A 21,944-nucleotide genomic window follows, 5' to 3' on the forward strand; every position below is an offset into this window, starting at 1 on the left:
TACGGGGATCGGTTCATCAGGCCGACCTGGTAAAATCAGGGCCTGCCTAGCGGCAGGCCCTTACCGGCCCGCACACAAAAAAACTGACAGTCCCTGCTGCCTTGGGGCTTTGCAGCGCCTGTGCTGGCCCTATCGCCGGCAAGCCGGCTCCCACAGGTACAGCGCTGGCCTGCTCTTTGTGGGAGCCGGCTTGCCGGCGATAGGGCCCTCACAGGCGACCGCCCGATTACAGCCCCTGCAAGGTCTCCATCAGCACCCGTACCTTGGCGATCGACTCTTCGTATTCCGCCTGCCAATCGGAGTCGGCCACCACTGCGCCGCCGCCCCAGCAACTGACTTGCCCATCCTTGACCAGCAAGCTGCGAATGGCGATGGAGCTGTCCATCTCGCCACGCACATCCACGTACAGCAGCGAGCCGCAATACAGTGCGCGTCGGGTCGGCTCCAGTTCGTCGATGATCTGCATGGCGCGGATCTTGGGTGCGCCAGTGATCGAGCCGCCGGGGAAGCTGTCACCGATCAGGTCCAGGGCGTCCTTGTCGGCGGCCAGTTGCCCGGTGATGCTGCTGACCAGGTGGTGCACGTTGGGGTAGCTTTCCAGGCTGAACAGCTCGGGCACTTTCACCGAACCAATCTGGCAGGTGCGACCCAGGTCATTGCGCAACAGGTCGACGATCATCAGGTTTTCCGAGCGGTCCTTGGGGCTGTGGCGCAGCTCCTCGGCATTGCGCGCGTCGATGGTCGGGTCGGCCGAGCGCGGGCGGGTGCCCTTGATGGGGCGGGTTTCCACCTGGCCCTGATTGACGCGGATGAAGCGTTCCGGGGAAAAGCTCAGCAGCGCGCTGCCGTCAGCCAGTTGCTGGTAGCCGGAGAAGGGCGTCGGGCAGGCTTTGCGCAGTGCCTGGTAGGCGCGCCATGGGTCACCCTGGCACGGGGCGCGAAAGCGTTGGGTGAGGTTGATCTGGTAGCAGTCGCCGGCCTGAATGTAGCGTTGTACCTGGTCGAAGGCGGCGCGGTACTGCTCGGGCTGCAGATCCCCCTGCATGGGGGCGAGCAGCGTGAAATCACCGCTTGCAGTGATGTCAGGGGCTTTGAACAAGGCGATCAGGCGCTCGCGCTCTGCACTGGCGAGGCTTGGGTGGAATACCAGCTGGCTGCTGCCGAGCAGGTGGTCGGTGACCATGGCCCAGGCATACACACCCAGTTGTGCATCCGGCAGGCTGAGATCGTCAATGGACTGGCTGGGCAGGTGCTCCAGGCGGCGGCCGAAGTCGTAGCTGAGGTAGCCGATCAAGCCGCCGGCAAAGGGCAATTCGATGCCGTCGGGGAGTTGTGTGTGGCCCAGTTCGGCCAGCGCGGCGCGCAGGCGCTGCAGGAAGCTGCGGCCGTCTTCATCGGGCTGTGCTTGCAGGTGTTGCTGGGGCCAGGCGCTGAAGAGGTCGAAGCGTCCGCGCTCCGCGCCGGGGCGGGCGCTGTCGAGCAGAATCGCGCCGGGCGCTTGGCGCAGGCGGGCGAAGTAGGCGGCAGGGTCGGGTTGGTAGGGCAGGGGGTGGAGCGTACAGGTCGGCATCAGTGTGGACGGCGATGTAAAAGCGAGGAGGGCGATTGTAGACCTGTGTAGGAAAAGCGCCTAGCGCTGGGGCGACATTAAAGCTTTGGGTTGCGCCTTGGGGCCGCTTTGCGGCCCTTTCGCGACACAAGGCCGCTCCTACAGAGTTACGCGGTGTCCTGTAGGAGCGGCCTTGTGTCGCGAAAGGGCTGCGTAGCAGCCCCACGATTTCAGCGCGGCTGCACGTGCCCGAACAGGCTCTGTGCAACGCGAACGCGCTGCTCGGCATCTTCGGTGATGCCCTCCCTGGCCAGTGCCTCGATGTGCGCCTCGATGGCATGGGTGCGCTGGGTCAGTCCGGTATCGTTGGCGATCTGGATATTCAGCCCGGGGCGCGCGTTGAGCTCGAGAATCAGCGGCCCCTTGTCCTGGTCCAGCACCATGTCCACGCCGATGTAGCCCAGGCCGCACAGCTCGTAGCAGCCGGCCGCCAGCTTCATGAAGCCATCCCAGTTCGGCAGTTGCACGCCATCCACCGCATTGGTGGTGTCGGGGTGCTTGCTGATGATGTTGTTCAGCCAGGTGCCACGCAGGGTCACGCCGGTGGCCAGGTCCACACCCACGCCGATGGCGCCCTGGTGCAGGTTGGCCTTGCCGCCCGACTGGCGGGTCGGCAGGCGCAGCATGGCCATGACCGGGTAGCCCATCAGCACGATGATGCGGATGTCCGGCACACCTTCGTAGCTGATGCTCTTGAAGATCTGGTCCGGGGTGACCCGGTACTCGATCAGCGCGCGGTCGCGGTGCCCGCCGAGCGAGTACAGCCCGGTGAGGATGCTCGAGACCTGATGCTCGATTTCCTCGTGGCTGATGATCTTGCCCGACACCGTGCGATAGCGGTCCTCGAAACGGTCGGCGATCACCAGGATGCCATCACCGCCGGCGCCCTGGGCAGGCTTGATGACGAAGTCGTTACGCCCGCCGATGATCTCGTGAAGCTTCTCGATCTGCTTCTCGGTCTCGATGATGCCGTACATTTCCGGCACATGGATGCCAGCGGCGAGCGCGCGCTCCTTGGTGATGATCTTGTCGTCGACGATCGGGTACAGGTGGCGCTTGTTGTACTTCAGGACGTAGTCCGCGTTGCGCCGGTTGATACCCATGATGCCCCGGGCCTCCAGGGCTTTCCACGTCTTGATCAGGCCAAACATCAGGCGTCAGCCTTCTTCACGAATGCCTTGAAGCGAACGAGCTCGGTCAGGCGGTAGCCGCGGTAGCGACCCATCGCCAGCATGAAGCCCACCAGAATCAGCAGTACCGCCGGGAAGGTGAAGACGAAGTACACCAGCTCCGGCACCATCATCAGCAAGTGCGCCAGGGAGGCGGCGAACAGCGTGCCGATGGCCACTTTCATGGCATGGCCGCCACCGCGTTCTTCCCAGGTGATCGACAAGCGTTCGATGGTCATGGTCAGAATCACCATCGGGAACAGCGCCACCGACAGGCCGCGCTCCAGGCCCAGCTTGTGGCTGAACAGGCTGATGGCGGCAATCAGCACCACGACGAAGGTCAGGACCACCGACAGGCGCGGCAGCATCTGCAGTTTCAGGTGTTCCAGGTACGAGCGTAGCGACAGTCCCAGCGCGGTAATCACCGTGAACAGCACGATGCCGAAGCCCAGCTGGGTTTCGCGGAAGGCCAGGGCGATCAGTACCGGGGTGAACGTGCCCAGGGTCTGGATGCCGATGAGGTTGCGCAGGACCAGAATCACCAGCACGCCAATCGGGATCATCACCATGATCATGAAGGTTTGCTGGGTCTGCAGCGGCAAGCCGTACAGCGAGTATTCGAGGAAGTCGGCGTCAGTGTTCTCATCGGTCAGCTTGGCCAGGCGGATGGCATTCATCTCGCTGTTGTTCATGCTGAAGGTGACGTTGGCCTTCTTGCCGCCATCGACGGTGATCAGGTTGTCGTCACCGGTCCACCACAGCAGGCGGTCGCTCGGCAGACCCTGTTCGCCGGTGTCCGGGTTGAAGTACAGCCAATCGTTGCCGTTGAAGCTGCGCAGCCACAGCTCGGGGGTCTGTGGGGTGTCGGCCACCAGGCGAATGGTGTGCACCTTCTCCATCGGCACGTGGGCGATGGACAGCAGCAGGTCGATGATCTGCGCTTTCTTCATGGACGAGGTGTCGCCGGCCAGCAGCAGCTTGACGTTGTCGTCATTGAGGTTGTTGACCCGCTTGATGGTTTCGCTGACGAAGGTCTCGACGTCGGCGGAATGCTGGCGGATCGGTGCCATCAGGGCTTCTGCGGCAATCTTCTCGGGGCCTTCGACGGCTAGGCTGTCACGGAAGGTCGGGCCCTTGATGGCCGTCTTTTCGTTGCTGTAGCGCTTGGTCAGCACCAGGCGGTAGTACAGGGTCTGGTTGCCGCTGGCGCGGCGGGCCGACCAGGTCACCTTGCGGTTGCCGTCGGCGCGATTGACGCTGACCCCGTAGTTGTTGGAGATGAAGCTCTCGTTGAGGCTGACGTAGTCGCGGTTCAGCGGCGGCACGAACATCTGCACCTTGACCGGGTCTTTGGTGCTGGCGACGAATTCGACCTTGGCGTCGATATTCCACAGGTCGTCGGTTTCATCCTCGGTCACCGGGATGCCGAGGAAGAAGATCTGATAAGCCGTGACCGCCACGCCCAGTAGCACCAGTACGGTGATCAGGACTTTCAGATGGAGGGTAAGAGAGCGCATCGGGATTACTCTGCTTTGGGAGCGTCGGTGGCACAGGCAGGTTTGCCGGCCGCGTATTTAAGGCTTGGGTCGACCAGCGCGTCGAAGTGCTTGAGCGCCTCGGAGCCGATCAGCAGCGGGAACTGGAACGCGCTGCGGTCGGTGAGGTTGACTTCGATGGTGCGCAGGGCCTGGCCCATGCAGATGTCGAGTTCGATGACCGGGCGGGCGGTGTAGGCCTTGCCTGATTCCGCATCATAGTCGCCAGCCCGGCGCTTGATCTTGCTGACCCGGGCCAGTGGGCGCTCGATGGGGTGCGAGTGGGCGGCGTCGATGGCCAGGTAGAAGCGCACCCAGCTTTCGCCGTTGCGCTTGAAGCGCTTGATGTCGCGGGCACTCAAGGACGCAGTCTTGGCCCCGGTATCGAGCTTGGCAGCCACCTCGAGGTCGAGGTCGCCAAGGCGCGCGTATTCGTTAAGACCGTACACGGTCTTGCCCGCCGCCTGACCAAGGGCCGGCAGCAGGGTAAGGCAAAGCAGCAATAATACGGGTGTAAGTCTCATAATCCTGGCGCGGTGCTGTGCAGGGTTCGGGGCAAGGCGACTGGCAACTGCTGCGCAAGCTTCCTCATTAACTGTCAACAACATGAATTGATGACAAACACACTATCCATACTCCTTGGAAAGCGCGGCATTCTATCACGACGATGTCTTGACGCCAGCGCGTCGCGATCTGACAGCGCGGCGACCGGGTAAGTTCGTTCTTAGACGATTGTCGACAATATTCATTTTGTCTTTGACTGGCGGCGCCGGATTCGCTAATTTCTGCACCATTGATTATCAAGGTGTCGACAATATGCTGGACCTCAGCGACCCAAGCCTCGCACCATCAGACGAAACGGAAACCTTGTCGGAGAACGTCTTCCGGCGTATCCAGGCAGCCATCGTCAAAGGTGACATCGCCCCAGGCAGCAAAATCTCCGAGCCTGAGCTGGCGCGTACCTATGGCATCAGCCGCGGCCCGCTGCGTGAGGCCATTCACCGCCTCGAAGGCCAGCGCCTGCTGGTGCGGGTGCCGCATGTCGGCGCACGGGTGGTGTCGCTCAACCATGCCGAACTGATCGAATTGTACGAAATCCGCGAGTCGCTCGAAGGCATGGCCTGCCGCCTTGCCGCCGAGCGCATGAGCCAGGCCGAGATCGAGGAGTTGCGTCGGGTGCTCGACACCCACGAGCGCGATGCCGCGTTTCAGGCCGGCCTGGGTTACTACCAGCAGGAAGGCGACTACGACTTCCACTACCGGATCATCCAGGGCAGCGGCAACCAGACCCTGGTCAAGATGCTCTGCGGCGAGCTGTATCAACTGGTGCGCATGTACCGGATCCAGTTCTCCGCCACCCCCAATCGGCCACACCAGGCTTTTGCCGAGCACCACCGCATTCTCGATGCCATCGCCGACCGTGACGGCGAGCTGGCTGAACTCCTGATGCGCCGCCACATCGGTGCATCCAAGCGCAATATCGAGCGTCACTATCTGGACGCTCACAACAACAGCCCACGAGGTGAGAAATGACTGTGAAGAGCACACCAGGTCAGCGTTTCCGCGACGCCGTTGCCGCCGAACATCCGCTGCAAGTGGTCGGCGCCATCAACGCCAACCACGCACTGCTGGCCAAGCGCGCCGGTTTCAAGGCCATCTACCTCTCCGGTGGCGGTGTCGCCGCAGGTTCCCTGGGCCTGCCGGACCTGGGCATCACCGGCTTGGACGACGTGCTGACCGACGTGCGTCGCATCACCGATGTCTGCGACCTGCCGCTGCTGGTTGATGTCGACACCGGCTTCGGCGCTTCGGCCTTCAACGTTGCGCGCACCGTGCGTTCGATGTGCAAGTTCGGCGCAGCCGCCATCCATATCGAAGATCAGGTGGGCGCCAAGCGCTGTGGTCACCGGCCGAACAAGGAAATCGTCTCCCAGCAGGAGATGGTCGACCGCATCAAGGCGGCCGTAGACGCCCGTACCGATGACAGCTTCGTGATCATGGCGCGTACCGATGCCCTGGCAGTGGAAGGCCTGAACTCCGCACTGGACCGTGCCGCCGCCTGCATCGAAGCCGGTGCCGACATGATCTTCCCGGAAGCCATCACTGAGCTTGCGATGTACAAGACCTTCGCCGACCGCGTGAAGGCGCCGATCCTGGCCAACATCACCGAATTCGGTGCCACGCCGCTGTACACCACCCAGGAGCTGGCCGAGGTCGACGTGTCGCTGGTGCTGTACCCGCTGTCGGCGTTCCGCGCCATGAACAAGGCGGCCGAGAATGTCTACACCGCGCTGCGCCGTGACGGCACCCAGAAGAACGTGATCGACACCATGCAGACCCGCATGGAGCTCTACGAGGCCATCGGCTACCACGCCTTTGAGCAGAGCCTGGATGCGTTGTTTGCGCAGAAGAAAGGTTGAGTCGGTGCTGGCCTCATCGCCGGCAAGCCGGCTCCCACGCTCTACCTGTGGGAGCCTTTGCCGGCGATAGGGCCGGTACAGCCACCCCGAATTAGCCAGAAAAGATTCCATAACAAATTCAAGAAAGGAGAAACACCATGGCCGAAGCAAAAGTACTCAGCGGCGCAGGCCTTCGCGGCCAGGTGGCCGGCCAGACCGCGCTGTCGACCGTTGGCCAGGCCGGTGCCGGCTTGACCTACCGTGGCTACGACGTCCGCGACCTGGCTGCCGGTGCCGAATTCGAAGAAGTGGCCTACCTGCTGCTGTACGGTGAGCTGCCGAACAAGGCCCAGCTGGCCGAGTACAAGCACAAGCTCAAAGGCTTGCGCGACCTGCCCCAGGCGCTGAAGGAAGTGCTCGAGCGTATCCCGGGCGATGCTCACCCGATGGACGTGATGCGTACCGGCTGCTCGGTGCTCGGCACCCTGGAGCCCGAGCTGACCTTCGAGGCCCAGCGCGACAAGACCGACCGCCTGCTGGCGCTGTTCCCGGCTGTCATGTGCTACTGGTACCGCTTCACACACGAAGGGGTGCGTATCGACTGCACCAGCGACGAAGACACCCTCGGCGGCCACTTCCTGCACCTGCTGCACGGCAAGAAGCCGAGCGAGTTGCACGTCAAGGTGATGAACGTCTCGCTGATCCTCTACGCCGAGCACGAATTCAACGCCTCGACCTTCACCGCCCGTGTGTGTGCCTCGACCCTGTCCGACCTGTACTCCTGCGTCACCGCCGCCATCGGCTCGCTGCGCGGCCCGCTGCACGGTGGTGCCAACGAGGCGGCCATGGAGCTGATCGAGCGCTTCCAGAGCCCGCAGGAAGCGGTCACCGAGCTGCTGGCCATGCTCGAGCGCAAGGACAAGATCATGGGCTTCGGCCATGCCATCTACAAAGAGTCCGACCCGCGTAACGAAGTGATCAAGGGCTGGTCGAAGCAGCTCGCCGACGAAGTTGGTGACAAGGTCCTGTACCCGGTCTCCGAGGCTATCGACAAGACCATGTGGGACCAGAAGCGCCTGTTCCCCAACGCCGACTTCTACCATGCCTCGGCGTACCACTTCATGGGCATTCCGACCAAGCTGTTCACCCCGATCTTCGTCTGCTCGCGCCTGACCGGCTGGGCGGCGCACGTTTTCGAGCAACGCGCCAACAACCGCATCATCCGCCCGAGCGCCGAGTATGTCGGCGTCGAGCAGCGCCAGTTCGTGCCGATCGAGCAGCGCTGAATCAGATAAAGAGAGGCAGCCCGTTTCCTTGTGGGAGCGGGCTTGTCCCGCGAATGCGTCGGGCCAGGCAACCGATGTGTAGCTGCTGACGCATTCGCGGGGCAAGCCCGCTCCCACAAGGACGGCTTACTTCCGACTTCCGTGACCGAGCCCATTATGAACACTGCATTTCGCAAGAACCTGCCAGGCACCGACCTGGACTACTTCGACGCCCGTCAGGCAGTCGAGGCGATCAAGCCCGGCGCCTACGACGGCCTGCCCTACACCTCCCGCGTGCTCGCCGAAAACCTGGTGCGCCGCTGTGACCCAGCGACACTCGACGCCTCGCTCAGCCAACTGATCGAGCGCAAGCGTGACCTCGATTTCCCGTGGTTCCCGGCCCGCGTGGTCTGTCACGACATCCTCGGTCAGACCGCCCTGGTCGACCTCGCCGGCCTGCGTGACGCCATCGCCGACAAAGGCGGTGACCCGGCCCAAGTCAACCCAGTGGTGCCGGTACAGCTGATTGTCGACCACTCGCTGGCCGTCGAGTGCGGTGGTTTCGACCCGCAAGCGTTCGAGAAGAACCGCGCCATCGAAGACCGTCGCAACGAAGACCGCTTCCACTTCATCAACTGGACCAAGAAGGCGTTCAAGAACGTCGACGTGATCCAGCCCGGCAACGGCATCATGCACCAGATCAACCTGGAGAAGATGTCGCCGGTCATCCATAACGACCGCGGCTTGGCCTACCCGGACACCTGCGTCGGCACCGACAGCCACACCCCGCATGTCGACGCCCTGGGCGTGATCGCCATCGGCGTCGGTGGCCTGGAAGCCGAGAACGTCATGCTCGGCCGCGCCTCGTGGATGCGCCTGCCGGAAATCGTCGGCGTCGAGCTGACCGGCAAGCTGGCGCCGAACATCACCGCCACCGACCTGGTGCTGGCCCTGACCGAGTTCCTGCGCAAGCAGAAAGTGGTCGGTGCCTACCTCGAATTCTACGGCGAGGGCGCACGTGCCCTGACCCTGGGCGACCGCGCGACCATCTCCAACATGGCCCCGGAATACGGCGCCACGGCGGCCATGTTCGCCATCGACCAGCAAACCATCGACTACCTCAAGCTGACCGGCCGCGAAGAGCAGCAGGTCAAGCTGGTGGAAACCTATGCCAAGGCCACCGGTCTGTGGGCTGATAGCCTGGCCAACGCCGAGTACGAGCGTGTGCTGCAGTTCGACCTGTCGAGCGTGGTACGTAACATGGCTGGCCCGTCCAACCCGCATGCCCGTGTCGCCACCAGCGACCTGGCGGCCAAGGGCATCGCCGGCGCCTGGGAAGAAGTGCCTGGGCAAATGCCTGACGGTGCGGTGATCATCGCCGCCATCACCAGCTGCACCAACACCAGCAACCCGCGCAACGTGATTGCCGCAGGCCTGATGGCGCGCAATGCCAACAAGCTTGGCCTGAGCCGCAAGCCGTGGGTCAAGTCGTCGCTGGCGCCGGGCTCCAAGGCCGTGCAGCTGTACCTGGAAGAGGCGGGTCTGGAGAAGGAACTGGAGCAACTGGGCTTCGGCATCGTCGCCTTCGCCTGCACCACCTGCAACGGTATGTCCGGTGCGCTGGACCCGGTGATCCAGCAGGAGATCATCGACCGCGACCTGTACGCCACTGCCGTACTGTCGGGCAACCGCAACTTCGACGGGCGTATCCACCCCTACGCCAAGCAGGCGTTCCTCGCGTCGCCACCGCTGGTGGTGGCTTATGCCATTGCCGGTACCATCCGTTTCGACATCGAGAAGGATGTGCTGGGTGTGGTCGACGGCAAGGAAATCCGCCTCAAGGACATCTGGCCGAGCGACGAAGAAATCGACGCCGTGGTGCGTGCGGCGGTGAAGCCTGAGCAGTTCCGCAAGGTCTACATTCCGATGTTCGCCATCGAGGAAGACCGTGGGCCGAAAGTGGCACCGCTGTACGACTGGCGCCCGATGAGCACCTACATCCGCCGCCCGCCTTACTGGGAAGGCGCCCTGGCCGGTGAGCGTACCCTGCGTGGCATGCGCCCGCTGGCAGTGCTGCCGGACAACATCACTACCGACCACCTGTCGCCGTCCAACGCCATCATGCTCGACAGCGCGGCAGGCGAGTACCTGGCGAAAATGGGCCTGCCGGAAGAGGACTTCAACTCCTACGCGACCCACCGTGGCGACCACCTGACCGCACAGCGCGCGACCTTCGCCAACCCCAAGCTGTTCAACGAGATGGTGCGCAAGGAAGACGGTAGCGTGAAGCAGGGCTCGCTGGCGCGTATCGAGCCGGAAGGCAAGGTGACCCGCATGTGGGAAGCCATCGAAACCTACATGGAGCGCAAGCAGCCACTGATCATTGTGGCCGGTGCCGACTATGGCCAGGGTTCGTCCCGCGACTGGGCGGCCAAGGGTGTGCGCCTGGCGGGTGTCGAGGCGATCGTCGCCGAAGGCTTCGAGCGCATTCACCGCACCAACCTGGTGGGCATGGGCGTGTTGCCACTGGAATTCAAGCCAGGGACCGATCGCAAGACCCTGGGTCTGGATGGCAGCGAAACCTACGACGTGCTGGGTGCGCGCACGCCGCGTGCGACCTTGACGCTGGTGGTTACCCGGGCCAACGGTGAGCGCATCGAGGTGCCGGTGACCTGCCGCCTGGATACCGCTGAAGAGGTGTCGATCTACGAGGCGGGCGGGGTGCTGCAGCGCTTTGCTCAGGACTTCCTCGAAGCCAGCGCCTGAGCATGACATGGGGGCCGCTTTGCGGCCCTTTCGCGACACAAGGCCGCTCCTACAGGAACGCGCTGCCCTCTGTAGGAGCGGCCTTGTGTCGCGAAAGGGCTGCGCAGCGGCCCCAGGGTATTTCACCGAACTATCAGGACGCCCCAGACAATGGCACATGTACCCCAGATCAAAGTCCCCGCCACCTACATCCGTGGCGGCACCAGCAAGGGCGTGTTCTTCCGCCTGCAAGACCTGCCCGAAGCCGCCCAGGTCCCTGGCCCGGCCCGTGACGCGCTGCTGCTGCGCGTGATCGGCAGCCCCGACCCCTACGGCAAGCAGATCGATGGCATGGGCGGGGCTACCTCGAGCACCAGCAAGACCGTGATTCTCTCGTCCAGCATCAAGCCCGAGCACGATGTGGACTACCTGTTCGGCCAGGTCTCCATCGACAAGGCCTTCGTCGACTGGAGCGGCAACTGCGGCAACCTTTCCGCCGCCGTCGGCTCGTTCGCCGTCAGCAGCGGCCTGGTCGACCCAGCCCGTGTCCCGCGCAATGGCGTGGCCACCGTGCGCATCTGGCAGGCCAACATCGGCAAGACCATCATCGCCCACGTGCCGATCACTGAAGGTGAAGTACAGGAAACCGGCGATTTCGAGCTCGACGGTGTCACCTTCCCGGCGGCCGAAGTGCAGCTCGAATTCCTTGACCCTGCCGCCGACGAAGACGGTGACGGCGGCTCCATGTTCCCCACCGGCAACCTGGTGGATGACCTGGAAGTGCCTGGCGTCGGCTGCTTCAAGGCCACACTGATCAACGCTGGCATCCCGACCATCTTCGTCAATGCCGCCGACATCGGTTACACCGGCACCGAGCTGCAGGAAGCGATCAACGGTGACCCGCAGGCACTGACCCGTTTCGAAACGATCCGCGCCTACGGCGCCGTGCGCATGGGGCTCATCGAGCACGTCGACCAGGCTGCCGGGCGTCAACACACGCCGAAGGTCGCTTTCGTTGCGCCGCCAAGCACCTACACTGCCTCCAGTGGCAAGGCTGTCGCGGCGAGTGACATCGACCTGCTGGTGCGTGCGTTGTCCATGGGCAAGCTGCACCACGCAATGATGGGCACCGCTGCGGTGGCGATCGGTACCGCCGCTGCCATTCCGGGCACGTTGGTCAACCTCGCCGCAGGCGGGGGCGAGCGCAGCGCCGTGCGTTTCGGGCATCCGTCCGGCACGTTGCGGGTGGGCGCCGAGGCGCGTCAGGTGAATGGCGAGTGGACGGTGACCAAGGCAATCATGAGCCGCAGTGCTCGCGTGCTGATGGAAGGCTGGGTGCGCGTACCTGGCGACTGCTTCTAACGCACTACTGGCGCTCGGCTTTCGATGACTGGGGCCGCTTTGCGGCCCTTTCGCGACACAAGGCCGCTCCTACAGGGGGCGGCGCCGCTTCTGTAGGAGCGGCCTTGTGTCGCGAAAGGGCTGCGTAGCAGCCCCGGCTTTTCCAGAGGGAGCGAATGATGAGCGCCAACGTGGACCTGAACGACCGCCCGGACTACGACCGGGTGCTGCAAACCCTCGCCGACTACGTCCTCACCTACCAGGTCGAATCCCCAGAGGCCCTGGACACCGCGCGCAACTGCCTGATGGACACCCTAGGCTGCGGCCTGCTGGCCCTGCGCTTCCCCGAATGCACCAAACACCTCGGCCCCTTGGTCGAAGGCACCGTCGTCCCCAATGGCGCCCGGGTGCCCGGCACCGCCTACCGCCTGGACCCGGTCAAGGCGGCCTGGGACATCGGCTGCACCGTGCGCTGGCTGGACTACAACGACACCTGGCTGGCGGCCGAGTGGGGTCATCCCTCAGACAACCTCGGTGGCATCCTGGCAGTGGCCGATCACCTGTCGCAAAAGCACGTGGCCAATGGCGAAGCCCCGCTGATGATGCGTGAAGTGCTCGAAACCATGGTCATGGCCCACGAGATTCAGGGGGTACTGGCGCTGGAGAACGCGTTCAATCGCGTCGGCCTGGACCACGTGATACTGGTCAAGGTGGCGTCCACGGCCGTGTGCGCCAAGCTGATGGGCGCCAACCGCGAGCAACTGCTCTCGGCGTTGTCCCATGCCTTCGTCGACGGCCAGGCGCTGCGCACCTATCGCCATGCGCCCAACGCCGGCTCGCGCAAGTCATGGGCCGCAGGCGACGCCTCCAGCCGCGGTGTGCGCCTGGCCGATATCGCGCTGCGCGGCGAGATGGGGGTGCCTGGCGTACTGACGGCGCCGCAGTGGGGGTTCTATGACGTGTCGTTCAGCCACACCAACAAGGACCTGGCACTCAAGCCGGTCGGCAAGCATGAGCTGACCCTGCCGCAGCCTCTGGCCAGCTACGTGATGGAAAACGTACTGTTCAAGATCAGCTTCCCTGCCGAGTTTCACGCCCAGACCGCCTGCGAGGCGGCGCTCACCTTGCACCGCCAGGTGCGCAATCGCCTGCATGAGATCGACCGTATCGTGATCACCACCCAGGAGTCGGCGATCCGCATCATCTCCAAGGTGGGCCCCCTGGCCAATGCCGCCGACCGCGACCACTGCCTGCAGTACATGGTGGCGGTGCCGCTGATCTTCGGGCGTCTGGAGGCCGAGGATTACGAGGACGCTTTCCACGCCGCACATCCGAGTATCGACCGGCTGCGCGAGAAGATGGAGGTGGTCGAAGACCCGCGTTTCAGCCGCGAATACCTGGAGCCGGGCAAGCGTTCGATTGCCAATGCGTTGCAGGTGTTCTTCAAGGATGGCAGTAGCACCGAGCAGGTGGTGGTGGAGTACCCGCTCGGGCACCGGCGTCGGCGGGAGGAGGGCATACCGATGCTGGAGGCGAAGTTCAGGGAGAATTTGGCGACACGGTTTGCGCGGCAGCGGTGTGAGGCGATTTTTGCGCTGTGCAAGGATCAGCAGAAGCTGGAGGGCACGGCGGTACACAGGTTTTTGGACTTGTTCGTGATCTGAGGTTGCCATTGCTGGCCTCTTCGCGGGCTTGTCCCGCGAAGAGGCCCGAATGAGCAATAAAAAACCCCGGCATTTCTGCCGGGGCTTTCATTACAACCTACAACTCAGCTTATGCCTGAACCACTGGGATCTTGGCGTTGGCTGCCGCTTCGCGGAACTCGGCGATCTGGTCGAAGCTCAGGTAGCGGTAGACGTCGGCAGCCATGCTGTCGATGTCCTTGGCGTACTGCATGTACTCTTCGACGGTCGGCAGCTTGCCGATGATCGAAGCGACAGCAGCCAGCTCGGCCGATGCCAGGTACACGTTGGTAGCGTCGCCCAGACGGTTCGGGAAGTTACGGGTCGAAGTGGAGACCACGGTCGAACCGGTCTGCACGCGTGCCTGGTTACCCATGCACAGCGAGCAGCCTGGCATTTCCATGCGCGCACCGGCCTTGCCGTAGATGCCGTAGTAGCCTTCTTCGGTCAGCTGGTGAGCGTCCATCTTGGTTGGCGGAGCCAGCCACAGACGGGTCGGAATGCCACCCTTGACCTTGTCCAGCAGCTTGCCGGCGGCGCGGAAGTGGCCAATGTTGGTCATGCACGAACCGATGAACACTTCGTCGATCTTCTCGCCCTGTACCGAAGACAGCAGGCGGGCATCGTCCGGGTCGTTCGGCGCGCAGAGCACAGGCTCCTTGACGTCGGCCAGGTCGATTTCGATGATTTCAGCGTACTCGGCATCGGCGTCGGCCGACAGCAGCTCAGGCTTGGCCAGCCAGGCTTCCATGGCCTGGGCGCGGCGCTCCAGGGTGCGGGCGTCGCCGTAGCCTTCGCCGATCATCCAGCGCAGCAGGGTGATGTTGGAGGTCAGGTACTCGGCGATGGCCTTCTCTGGCAGCTTGATGGTGCAACCTGCAGCGGAACGCTCGGCCGAGGCGTCGGACAGCTCGAAGGCTTGCTCGACGGTCAGTTCGTCCAGGCCTTCGATTTCCAGGATGCGGCCGGAGAAGGCGTTCTTCTTGCCTTTCTTCTCGACGGTCAGCAGGCCCTTCTGGATGGCGTAGTAAGGGATGGCATGAACCAGGTCACGCAGGGTGATACCAGGCTGCAGCTTGCCCTTGAAGCGCACCAGGATCGACTCTGGCATGTCCAGCGGCATGACGCCGGTGGCGGCGGCGAAGGCCACCAGGCCGGAACCGGCCGGGAACGAGATGCCGATCGGGAAGCGGGTGTGCGAGTCGCCACCGGTACCCACGGTGTCAGGCATCAGCATGCGGTTCAGCCAGCTGTGGATGATGCCGTCGCCTGGACGCAGCGACACGCCGCCACGGGTGCGGATGAAGTCTGGCAGGGTGTGGTGGGTGTTGACGTCGATCGGCTTCGGATAGGCCGCGGTGTGGCAGAACGACTGCATGACCAGGTCAGCGGAGAAGCCCAGGCACGCCAGGTCTTTCAGCTCGTCGCGGGTCATCGGGCCAGTGGTGTCCTGGGAACCGACGGTGGTCATCTTCGGCTCGCAGTAGGCACCTGGGCGCACGCCCTGGCCTTCTGGCAGACCGCAAGCACGGCCGACCATCTTCTGCGCCAGGGTGAAGCCCTTGCCGCTGTCGGCAGGCTGCTCTGGCTTCTTGAACAGGTCCGAAGCGCCCAGGCCCAGTTCGGCACGGGCTTTTTCGGTCAGGCCACGGCCGACGATCAGCGGGATACGGCCGCCAGCGCGGACTTCGTCGAGCAGCACTTCGGTTTTCAGCTGGAAGCTGGTAACCAGTTCGTCGCTGCCGTGACGGCGCACTTCACCTTTGAACGGGTAAACGTCGATGACGTCGCCCATGGCCAGGTTGGTGCAGTCGAATTCGATCGGCAGGGCGCCGGCGTCTTCCATGGTGTTGTAGAAGATCGGGGCGATCTTGGTGCCGAAGCAGAAGCCACCGGCGCGCTTGTTCGGCACGTAAGGGATGTCGTCGCCGAAGAACCACAGCACCGAGTTGGTGGCGGATTTACGCGAGGAACCGGTACCGACCACGTCGCCGACGTAGGCGACCGGGAAGCCTTTGGCCTTGACCGCTTCGATCTGGGCCAGCGGGCCAACCGAACCTGGCTGCTGCGGCTCGATGCCGTCACGGGCCATTTTCAGCATGGCCAGGGCGTGCAGCGGGATGTCAGGGCGCGACCAGGCGTCCGGAGCAGGCGACAGGTCGTCGGTGTTGGTTTCGCCAGGCACCTTGAACACGGTCAGGGTGTACTTCTCGGCGATGGCCGGACGCGAGGTGAACCACTCGCCGGCAGCCCAGGAGTCCAGCACGGCCTTGGCGTGGGCGTTGCCAGCCTTGGCTTTTTCGGCCACGTCGTGGAAGGCGTCGAACATCAGCAGCGTGTGCTTGAGCTGTTCGGCCGCGACGGCGCCCAGTTCGGCGTCATCCAGCAGCGCGACCAGCGTCTCGATGTTGTAGCCGCCCTGCATGGTGCCCAGCAGCTCGGCGGCGTGCTTGCGGTCGATCAGCGGCGACTTGGCTTCGCCCTTGGCGACGGCGGACAGGAAGGCGGCCTTGACGTAGGCAGCTTCGTCAACGCCTGGCGGTACACGGTTGGTGATCAGGTCTACGAGGAAGGCTTCTTCGCCGGCCGGCGGGTTTTTCAGCAGCTCGACCAGGCCTGCAGTTTGTTCGGCGTTCAGCGGCTGGGGCACGATGCCCAGGGTGGCACGCTCTTCGATGTGTTTGCGGTAGGCTTCAAGCACAGTTATTACCCTCATCAGTGGTCCCTAAAGGGAGTCCGGGACGCTCATCCAGCATTCCCTGCACCCATGCGCTATCACGGCTTTGTGGGCCGCCCAGCCAGGGTCGCAGAGAATCCTTACAGAAGCTGCTTTCAAAGTTTTACGCCTGCAGAACGGGGAGGGATGAGGGCTGGCGCGGGCATGCGAGGGGGCATGTCCCGGGCCAACGCCGTTCTACCGGATTAACTGTGCTCGTGACGCTTTGAAAACAGCTTCCAACGGACATTGTTGCCTTAGAAAAGGCGGGATGATTCTACGGCAAAAAAATCCGGAAGGTAAGGCGCTGGACGAGACTTTAACGGGTGACCCTGGTTAGACAAAGGGCTAACATGGGCCCGTGTTCCATCGCCAAGCCGTTGTTTTTTCATGTCCAACCAATCCATCAAGACCCCTTGCGTCGGCCTGTGCTCTACGGTGTACGGAGACACGGTGTGCCGTGGCTGCAAGCGTTTTCACCATGAAGTGATCCACTGGAACGGTTACGACGACGAGCAGAAGCGCGCCGTGTGGCTGCGTCTGGAGCAACTGCTGGCGCAGGTGATGATGGCCAAGCTGGAGGTGTTCGACAAAGGCCTGTTGCGCCAGCAACTGCAGCAGCGCTCGATCCGATATGTCGAACAGCAGTCGGAATATTGCTGGGCCTATCAGCTGATCGCCCGTGGGGCGCGGATGATTCGTGACCTTGAGGCGTACGGGATGGTGTTGCTGCCGGAGTTCCGCGACTGGGAGCTGCCGCAGTTGCGCGATGCCATTGATCGCGAGTTCTTTCTGCTTTCCGAGGCGCATTACCAGCGTTATATCGCGCCGAGCTTCCTGCGCGATGCCCTTGAGAATGGGCAGGGCTGAGGCCTGGTATTGAATTAACCGGCCTCTTCGCGGGGCAAGCTCGCTCCCACAGGTACTCCGCTGACTTTTGGCTCAGCGGAGTACCTGTGGGAGCGAGCTTGCCCCGCGAAGAGGCCTGTGATGTCGCCGGATCAGTCGCCGGTATATTCGCACCCGCTGGTGCAGGTCTCGTGGATGCGCACCTTCGACAGTTCAGGCATCAGCGGCTTGACCTGTTCCCAGATCCATTTGGCGATCACTTCGCTGGTCGGGTTCTCCAAGCCAGGAATGTCATTCAGGTAGTTGTGGTCCAGTTGCTCGTAGATTGGCTTGAAGATCGCCTTGACCTCGGCGAAGTCGCGGATCCAGCCCGTGTGCGGGTCCAGCGGGCCGGTCAGGTGTAGGCCAACCGTGAACGAGTGACCATGCAGGCGGCCGCACTTGTGCCCGGCGGGGACGTTGGGCAAGCGATGGGCCGATTCGAATGTGAACTCTTTGAAAATTTCCACGCTGTCAGAACTCTGTAGGAATTATTACTGGCGGCGATTCTACCAGCATGGCCGCTACAAGGCTTGCAGGCGTTCATGCAGCCGCCCGGTGGCAACCAGCTCCAGCAGTTCGTCGCCCAGGCGCCGGCTTTCGGCAATGGCTTTGTACCAGTAGCGCTTACGGCTCGGCGCGTCGCCCATGAAGCGCTTGAAGTCGTTGCGGTCGGGCAGCTTGCCGAAGGGCAGGGCGGCCAGGTACTGCGCTGAAGGGGTCATCAACAGGACGTTCTGCAGGCGCGTGGCATCGCCCTTGCGCCACGGCAGGGCCTTGTCGAACCAGCCTGGCACCACTTTGTCGGTGAAATGCGGGTAGAGCACCAGGTCGTCGCCGCGATACGGCAAGTCCAGGTGGTAATCGAGCAAGCCGCCATCGCGGTAGGTGCCGGCGCCGGCACCGGGAATGTCACGCACGCCCTCCATCACCATCGGGATCGAGCCTGAAGCCAGCAGCGCATGGCGCAGGTTGGCCAGGTCCAGCGGCAGGCAGCGCGAGGGGAAGTCGGTGAGGGCGTCGAGGGGCGGGGCAGCGCGCTCGTCGTGCAGGATGATGCGTTCGAAATGCCGGGCCAGGCGCGAACGGCCCAGCAAATTGCTGGCAATGACCGACGACAGGCCCATCCCCAGGCGCCCGCGGTGGTCATGGGCGAGCTGCCCGTGGCTCTTCACCACCAGAATGTTCAGGCGGTAGTGCGGGTTGGCGAGGATCTGCCCATCGCGGCCTTGCAGCAGGTCGTCGAGCATGCGCTGGCAACTGCGGCTGATCTCGGTCGGCGTTACACCCTTGGCAAAATCCTGCTCGGTGTACAGCTCACCCAGCCGACGGATGCCCGCCACCGGGTCGTCGAGGCAGGCACTGGCGAAGCGCCAGGAGCCGATCGAGGCGCCGATCAACGCGCGCTGGCGGGGTGCCGATGGCAACCATTCGCCGAACAGCGCCAGGTCCAGGCCCTGGATGCCCAACGGTTTCGGCCCGCCGGCCGCGCCTGGCAATACACCGACGTCCTCGGCCCGCAAGCCGCGTTCACGGATCTGGCGCAGGGCGCGGCGGCCGGCCTTGAAGGTCAGGGCGGGGTATTTGATGTGAATGGCGCTCATGACGGATCTCGCGGGCAACAGGCGGGTCATTATAGGGGAGTTGCCGGCGATCAAGGCGACGCGGTCCCAAGCTGCGCTATCATGCCGCCAGCTGTTTTCAGGTTGAATTAAGGACCACGGGGTAATCTTTACCCCGTAGACAACTTGTACGTCCCTCAGGAGAGCACACATGAAAACCCTCACTGCCCTGTTCACTGCTGCCGCCCTTGCCCTGGGGGCCAACGCGGCATTCGCCAAAGACGTCCAGCCGGATGAAGTGGTCAAGCTGGTCAACGCCAAGACCATCAAGTCGCTGGATGAGCTCAAGGCCGCCGCCGTGGCCAAGCACCCAGGCGCCACGGTCACCGATTCCGAGCTCGAAGACGAATACGGCCGCTTTATCTACAAGGTCGAGCTGCGCGACGCGCAGAACGTCGAATGGGACGTCGACCTGGACGCCAAGACCGGTGAAGTGCTCAAGGACGCGCGAGACAGCTGATGATCCACTTGCCCCGGCCGGCGCGTTACCTGGCGCTTTCGCTGCTGGCCGTCTGTTCCCTGACCATGGCCCGCGACCTGGACCAGGACGAAGCGCTCAAGCTACGCCAGCAAGGCATCATCCTGCCGCTCGAACAACTGCTGGAAACCGCCCTGGGGCGTTACCCCGGGGCGCGTTTGCTGGAGGCGGAGCTGGAACAGGACGATGACCGCTACCAGTATGAAGTCGAGCTGCTGACCCCCCAGGGCGTGGTGCGCGAGATCAAGCTCGATGCCAGCACCGGCGCCCTGCTCAAAGACGAGGAAGACGACTGAATGCGCCTGTTGCTTGTCGAAGACAACGTACCACTGGCCGACGAACTGATCGCGGGTCTGCAGCGCCAGGGCTACGCCGTGGACTGGCTGGCCGATGGCCGTGATGCGGTGTACCAGGGCCAGAGCGAGCCCTACGACCTGATCATTCTCGACCTCGGCCTGCCGGGGTTGCCGGGCCTTGACGTGCTGACCCAGTGGCGGGCCGGCGGCCTGGTTACCCCGGTGCTGATCCTCACCGCGCGCGGCTCGTGGGCCGAGCGTATCGAGGGCCTGAAGGCCGGGGCCGACGACTACCTGAGCAAACCGTTTCATCCAGAGGAGCTGCAACTGCGCATCCAGGCCTTGTTGCGCCGTGCCCGGGGCCTGGCCAACCAGCCAACGCTCGAAGCGGCCGGCCTGCACCTGGATGAAAGCCGCCAGTGCGTGAGCCGCGACGGTGTCGATATCCAGCTGACCGCCGCCGAGTTCCGCCTGTTGCGCTACTTCATGCTGCACCCGCAGCAGATCCTCTCCAAGAGCCACCTGGCCGAGCACCTGTACGACGGCGAAACCGAGCGCGATTCCAATGTGCTCGAAGTGCATGTCAACCATCTGCGCCGCAAGCTGGGCCGCAGTGTCATCGAGACACGCCGCGGGCAAGGCTACCTGTACGCCGGTAACGTCGGATGAAGTCGATCCAGGCACGCTTGAGCCTGGGCCTGGTGGCCGTGCTGGTGGTGGTCGGCGTGGTGCTGGCGCAACTCACCCTCTGGTTGTTCGAAGCCGGCTTGCAGCGCTACCTGGAAAACGGCCTGCGCAAGGAAAGTGAAAATCTGCTGGTGGCACTGGTGCGTGGGCCTTCGGGCCTGCAGCTGGATGAGCGACGCGTTTCCGCTGCCTACCAGCGTCCGTTCTCGGGCTACTACTTCCGCATCGATTTCGACCAGGGCACTTGGCGCTCACGTTCGCTGTGGGACCTGGACATGCCCAAACCGGCCGCGCCCGGGCTTTCCGACAGCCACGAGCTGGGCCCGGAAGGGCAACAGCTGCTGGCCCTGCGCGCCGACTATCGACGCCTGGGCCAGAACATCACCATCAGCGTGGCGCAGGATTATTCGCCGGTGCGCGAAAGCTTCCGGCGCCTGCAGCAAATCGGCCTGGGCATGGGGCTGGTGGCGTTGCTGCTGGTGCTGGTTCTACAGCGCATCACCGTGACCCGCTCGCTGCGCCCGTTGGAGCGCGCCCGCCAACAGATCGCCCAGCTGCAGCAGGGCCAGCGTTCGCAACTGGATGCCGAGGTGCCCAGCGAGCTGGCGCCGCTGGTGGGCCAGATCAACCACCTGCTCAGCCACACCGAAGACAGCCTGCGCCGCTCGCGCAATGCCCTGGGCAACCTCGGCCATGCGTTGAAAACGCCGCTGGCAGTGCTGCTGAGCCTGGCGTCCAGCGAGCGCCTCAAGGACCTGCCCGAGGTGCGCACGCAACTGCGCGAGCAGCTGGAGCAGATTCAGCAGCGCCTGGCGCGCGAACTTAACCGCGCGCGACTGGCGGGTGATGCGCTGCCGGGTGCCCAGTTCGACTGTGACGCCGAGTTGCCGGGGCTGCTCGCTACCTTGGGCATGATCCATGGCGAGGGGCTGCTGCTGACGCGTGATGTACCACCGGGGCTGCTGTTGCCGTGGGATCGTGAGGATTTCCTGGAACTGCTCGGCAACCTGTTGGACAACGCGTGCAAATGGGCGGACAGCGAGGTGCGGCTGGGGATTGCGCCCACAGACGATGGCTACCAGGTGTGGGTCGACGATGATGGCCCGGGGATTCCTGAAAGCCAGCGCCTGCAGGTGCTGGAGCGGGGGTCGCGGCTGGATGAGCAGGTTGACGGGCATGGGTTGGGGCTGGGGATCGTGCGGGATATCGTCGACGCCTGGGGTGGGTCGCTGGCCTTGCTGGAGAGCCCTTTGGGCGGGTTGCGGGTGAGTATCGAATTGCCGCGCAAGGGGCGTTGATCCGCGCTGGCCCTTTCGCGGGACAAGCCCGCTCCCACAGGTATCCCTGTGTGATTGAGATTTGAGGAAATCCTGTGGGAGCGGGCTTGTCCCGCGAAGAGGCCCGTAGCAGCACTGCAGAGGGTGTCAGAAATTTTGTGTTCGGGCATAACATGAGTAAGAGGTGCATGTATGCCAACCAAAAAGAAATCTGAACGCCAACCAGTGCGAGAGC

General features: G+C 63.7%; 18 protein-coding genes. 11 read left to right on the forward strand and 7 right to left on the reverse strand.

Features of this window, described 5'->3' with window-relative positions; all coding sequences use genetic code 11:
* Positions 1–226 precede the first annotated feature (226 nt).
* The 4 genes from pabB to ACIPZG_RS26595 all read right to left on the reverse strand — a co-directional run bounded on the left by pabB (position 227) and on the right by ACIPZG_RS26595 (position 4,837).
* The gene (gene pabB, locus ACIPZG_RS26580; protein WP_400718438.1) at positions 227–1,570 is read right to left on the reverse strand and encodes an aminodeoxychorismate synthase component I; all 1,344 of its coding nucleotides are present in this window, start codon (positions 1,568–1,570) and stop codon (positions 227–229) included.
* Positions 1,571–1,779: 209 nt separating this feature from the next.
* Positions 1,780–2,760 (reverse strand): alpha-L-glutamate ligase-like protein, encoded by a 981-nt coding sequence (locus ACIPZG_RS26585; protein ID WP_400718441.1) that lies wholly within the window; start codon positions 2,758–2,760, stop codon positions 1,780–1,782.
* Positions 2,760–4,295 carry an inactive transglutaminase family protein gene (locus tag ACIPZG_RS26590; protein ID WP_008093593.1) on the reverse strand — a complete coding sequence of 512 codons (1,536 nt, stop codon included), beginning with the start codon at positions 4,293–4,295 and terminating at the stop codon, positions 2,760–2,762. The genes ACIPZG_RS26585 and ACIPZG_RS26590 overlap by 1 nt, the downstream gene beginning before the upstream one ends.
* A 5-nt stretch (positions 4,296–4,300) precedes the next feature.
* Positions 4,301–4,837, reverse strand: coding sequence for an ATP-dependent zinc protease (locus ACIPZG_RS26595; RefSeq protein WP_317658828.1), 537 nt, complete (start codon positions 4,835–4,837; stop codon positions 4,301–4,303).
* 292 nt (positions 4,838–5,129) lie between these two features.
* On the opposite strand from ACIPZG_RS26595, the gene ACIPZG_RS26600 reads away from it, so the two are divergent.
* The 6 genes from ACIPZG_RS26600 (at position 5,130) to prpD (ending at position 13,727) form a co-directional block, all read left to right on the forward strand.
* Entirely contained in the window at positions 5,130–5,846 is a 717-nt protein-coding gene (locus ACIPZG_RS26600) for a GntR family transcriptional regulator (protein WP_400642960.1), read from the forward strand.
* Positions 5,843–6,733: a methylisocitrate lyase gene (gene prpB / locus ACIPZG_RS26605; protein ID WP_400718443.1), complete on the forward strand. Its 891-nt coding sequence runs from the start codon at positions 5,843–5,845 to the stop codon at positions 6,731–6,733. Before ACIPZG_RS26600 ends, prpB begins: the two co-directional genes overlap by 4 nt.
* Positions 6,734–6,870: 137 nt before the next feature.
* Positions 6,871–7,998, forward strand: a complete 1,128-nt coding sequence (gene prpC / locus ACIPZG_RS26610; RefSeq protein ID WP_400718446.1) for a 2-methylcitrate synthase — start codon at positions 6,871–6,873, stop codon at positions 7,996–7,998.
* Positions 7,999–8,154: 156 nt separating this feature from the next.
* Entirely contained in the window at positions 8,155–10,743 is a 2,589-nt protein-coding gene (acnD, locus tag ACIPZG_RS26615; RefSeq protein ID WP_400642957.1) for a Fe/S-dependent 2-methylisocitrate dehydratase AcnD, read from the forward strand.
* A gap of 150 nt (positions 10,744–10,893) precedes the next feature.
* A complete protein-coding gene (gene prpF, locus ACIPZG_RS26620; protein WP_400718448.1) occupies positions 10,894–12,084 on the forward strand; it encodes a 2-methylaconitate cis-trans isomerase PrpF in 1,191 nt (396 codons plus the stop codon).
* A 158-nt stretch (positions 12,085–12,242) separates the two neighbouring features.
* The gene (gene prpD, locus ACIPZG_RS26625) at positions 12,243–13,727 is read left to right on the forward strand and encodes a 2-methylcitrate dehydratase (protein ID WP_400718451.1); all 1,485 of its coding nucleotides are present in this window, start codon (positions 12,243–12,245) and stop codon (positions 13,725–13,727) included.
* 109 nt (positions 13,728–13,836) lie between these two features.
* Here the strand turns inward: prpD and acnB are convergent, their stop codons facing one another.
* Positions 13,837–16,446: a bifunctional aconitate hydratase 2/2-methylisocitrate dehydratase gene (gene acnB, locus ACIPZG_RS26630; RefSeq protein WP_400718466.1), complete on the reverse strand. Its 2,610-nt coding sequence runs from the start codon at positions 16,444–16,446 to the stop codon at positions 13,837–13,839.
* A 405-nt stretch (positions 16,447–16,851) separates the two neighbouring features.
* On the opposite strand from acnB, the gene ACIPZG_RS26635 reads away from it, so the two are divergent.
* Positions 16,852–17,331 carry a DUF1289 domain-containing protein gene (locus ACIPZG_RS26635; protein WP_400718454.1) on the forward strand — a complete coding sequence of 160 codons (480 nt, stop codon included), beginning with the start codon at positions 16,852–16,854 and terminating at the stop codon, positions 17,329–17,331.
* Positions 17,332–17,462: 131 nt separating this feature from the next.
* Here the strand turns inward: ACIPZG_RS26635 and queD are convergent, their stop codons facing one another.
* Together queD and ACIPZG_RS26645 are read right to left on the reverse strand one after the other, a co-directional pair.
* The gene (queD, locus tag ACIPZG_RS26640; RefSeq protein WP_400718457.1) at positions 17,463–17,819 is read right to left on the reverse strand and encodes a 6-carboxytetrahydropterin synthase QueD; all 357 of its coding nucleotides are present in this window, start codon (positions 17,817–17,819) and stop codon (positions 17,463–17,465) included.
* A 54-nt stretch (positions 17,820–17,873) separates the two neighbouring features.
* On the reverse strand, positions 17,874–18,953 hold the full coding sequence (locus ACIPZG_RS26645; protein WP_400718460.1) for a patatin-like phospholipase family protein: 1,080 nt from the start codon (positions 18,951–18,953) through the stop codon (positions 17,874–17,876).
* Between the two features lie 169 nt (positions 18,954–19,122).
* Here ACIPZG_RS26645 and ACIPZG_RS26650 point away from each other — a divergent pair, with 169 nt between their 5' ends.
* From ACIPZG_RS26650 to ACIPZG_RS26665, 4 genes are read left to right on the forward strand one after another with little or no spacing between them, the layout of a single operon-like run.
* The gene (locus ACIPZG_RS26650; RefSeq protein WP_400718462.1) at positions 19,123–19,431 is read left to right on the forward strand and encodes a PepSY domain-containing protein; all 309 of its coding nucleotides are present in this window, start codon (positions 19,123–19,125) and stop codon (positions 19,429–19,431) included.
* The gene (locus ACIPZG_RS26655) at positions 19,431–19,745 is read left to right on the forward strand and encodes a PepSY domain-containing protein (RefSeq protein WP_008096040.1); all 315 of its coding nucleotides are present in this window, start codon (positions 19,431–19,433) and stop codon (positions 19,743–19,745) included. Before ACIPZG_RS26650 ends, ACIPZG_RS26655 begins: the two co-directional genes overlap by 1 nt.
* Complete coding sequence (locus ACIPZG_RS26660; RefSeq protein ID WP_008096038.1) at positions 19,746–20,414, forward strand: response regulator transcription factor; 669 nt, start codon at positions 19,746–19,748, stop codon at positions 20,412–20,414.
* Positions 20,411–21,730 carry a sensor histidine kinase gene (locus tag ACIPZG_RS26665; protein WP_400718464.1) on the forward strand — a complete coding sequence of 440 codons (1,320 nt, stop codon included), beginning with the start codon at positions 20,411–20,413 and terminating at the stop codon, positions 21,728–21,730. The genes ACIPZG_RS26660 and ACIPZG_RS26665 overlap by 4 nt, the downstream gene beginning before the upstream one ends.
* The last annotated feature ends 214 nt before the right edge of the window (positions 21,731–21,944 follow it).

It is taken from the genome of Pseudomonas sp. NPDC089395 (assembly GCF_044749525.1).
Taxonomy (GTDB): Bacteria; Pseudomonadota; Gammaproteobacteria; order Pseudomonadales; family Pseudomonadaceae; genus Aquipseudomonas.

Bases quoted from the DNA above. Each gene is read 5' to 3' on its own strand.
- pabB (WP_400718438.1), bottom strand. From the start codon at position 1,570: ATGCCGACCTGTACGCTCCACCCCCTGCCCTACCAACCCGACCCTGCC.
- ACIPZG_RS26585 (WP_400718441.1), bottom strand. From the start codon at position 2,760: ATGTTTGGCCTGATCAAGACGTGGAAAGCCCTGGAGGCCCGGGGCATC.
- ACIPZG_RS26590 (WP_008093593.1), bottom strand. From the start codon at position 4,295: ATGCGCTCTCTTACCCTCCATCTGAAAGTCCTGATCACCGTACTGGTG.
- ACIPZG_RS26595 (WP_317658828.1), bottom strand. From the start codon at position 4,837: ATGAGACTTACACCCGTATTATTGCTGCTTTGCCTTACCCTGCTGCCG.
- ACIPZG_RS26600 (WP_400642960.1), top strand. From the start codon at position 5,130: ATGCTGGACCTCAGCGACCCAAGCCTCGCACCATCAGACGAAACGGAA.
- prpB (WP_400718443.1), top strand. From the start codon at position 5,843: ATGACTGTGAAGAGCACACCAGGTCAGCGTTTCCGCGACGCCGTTGCC.
- prpC (WP_400718446.1), top strand. From the start codon at position 6,871: ATGGCCGAAGCAAAAGTACTCAGCGGCGCAGGCCTTCGCGGCCAGGTG.
- acnD (WP_400642957.1), top strand. From the start codon at position 8,155: ATGAACACTGCATTTCGCAAGAACCTGCCAGGCACCGACCTGGACTAC.
- prpF (WP_400718448.1), top strand. From the start codon at position 10,894: ATGGCACATGTACCCCAGATCAAAGTCCCCGCCACCTACATCCGTGGC.
- prpD (WP_400718451.1), top strand. From the start codon at position 12,243: ATGAGCGCCAACGTGGACCTGAACGACCGCCCGGACTACGACCGGGTG.
- ACIPZG_RS26635 (WP_400718454.1), top strand. From the start codon at position 16,852: ATGTCCAACCAATCCATCAAGACCCCTTGCGTCGGCCTGTGCTCTACG.
- ACIPZG_RS26645 (WP_400718460.1), bottom strand. From the start codon at position 18,953: ATGAGCGCCATTCACATCAAATACCCCGCCCTGACCTTCAAGGCCGGC.
- ACIPZG_RS26650 (WP_400718462.1), top strand. From the start codon at position 19,123: ATGAAAACCCTCACTGCCCTGTTCACTGCTGCCGCCCTTGCCCTGGGG.
- ACIPZG_RS26655 (WP_008096040.1), top strand. From the start codon at position 19,431: ATGATCCACTTGCCCCGGCCGGCGCGTTACCTGGCGCTTTCGCTGCTG.
- ACIPZG_RS26660 (WP_008096038.1), top strand. From the start codon at position 19,746: ATGCGCCTGTTGCTTGTCGAAGACAACGTACCACTGGCCGACGAACTG.
- ACIPZG_RS26665 (WP_400718464.1), top strand. From the start codon at position 20,411: ATGAAGTCGATCCAGGCACGCTTGAGCCTGGGCCTGGTGGCCGTGCTG.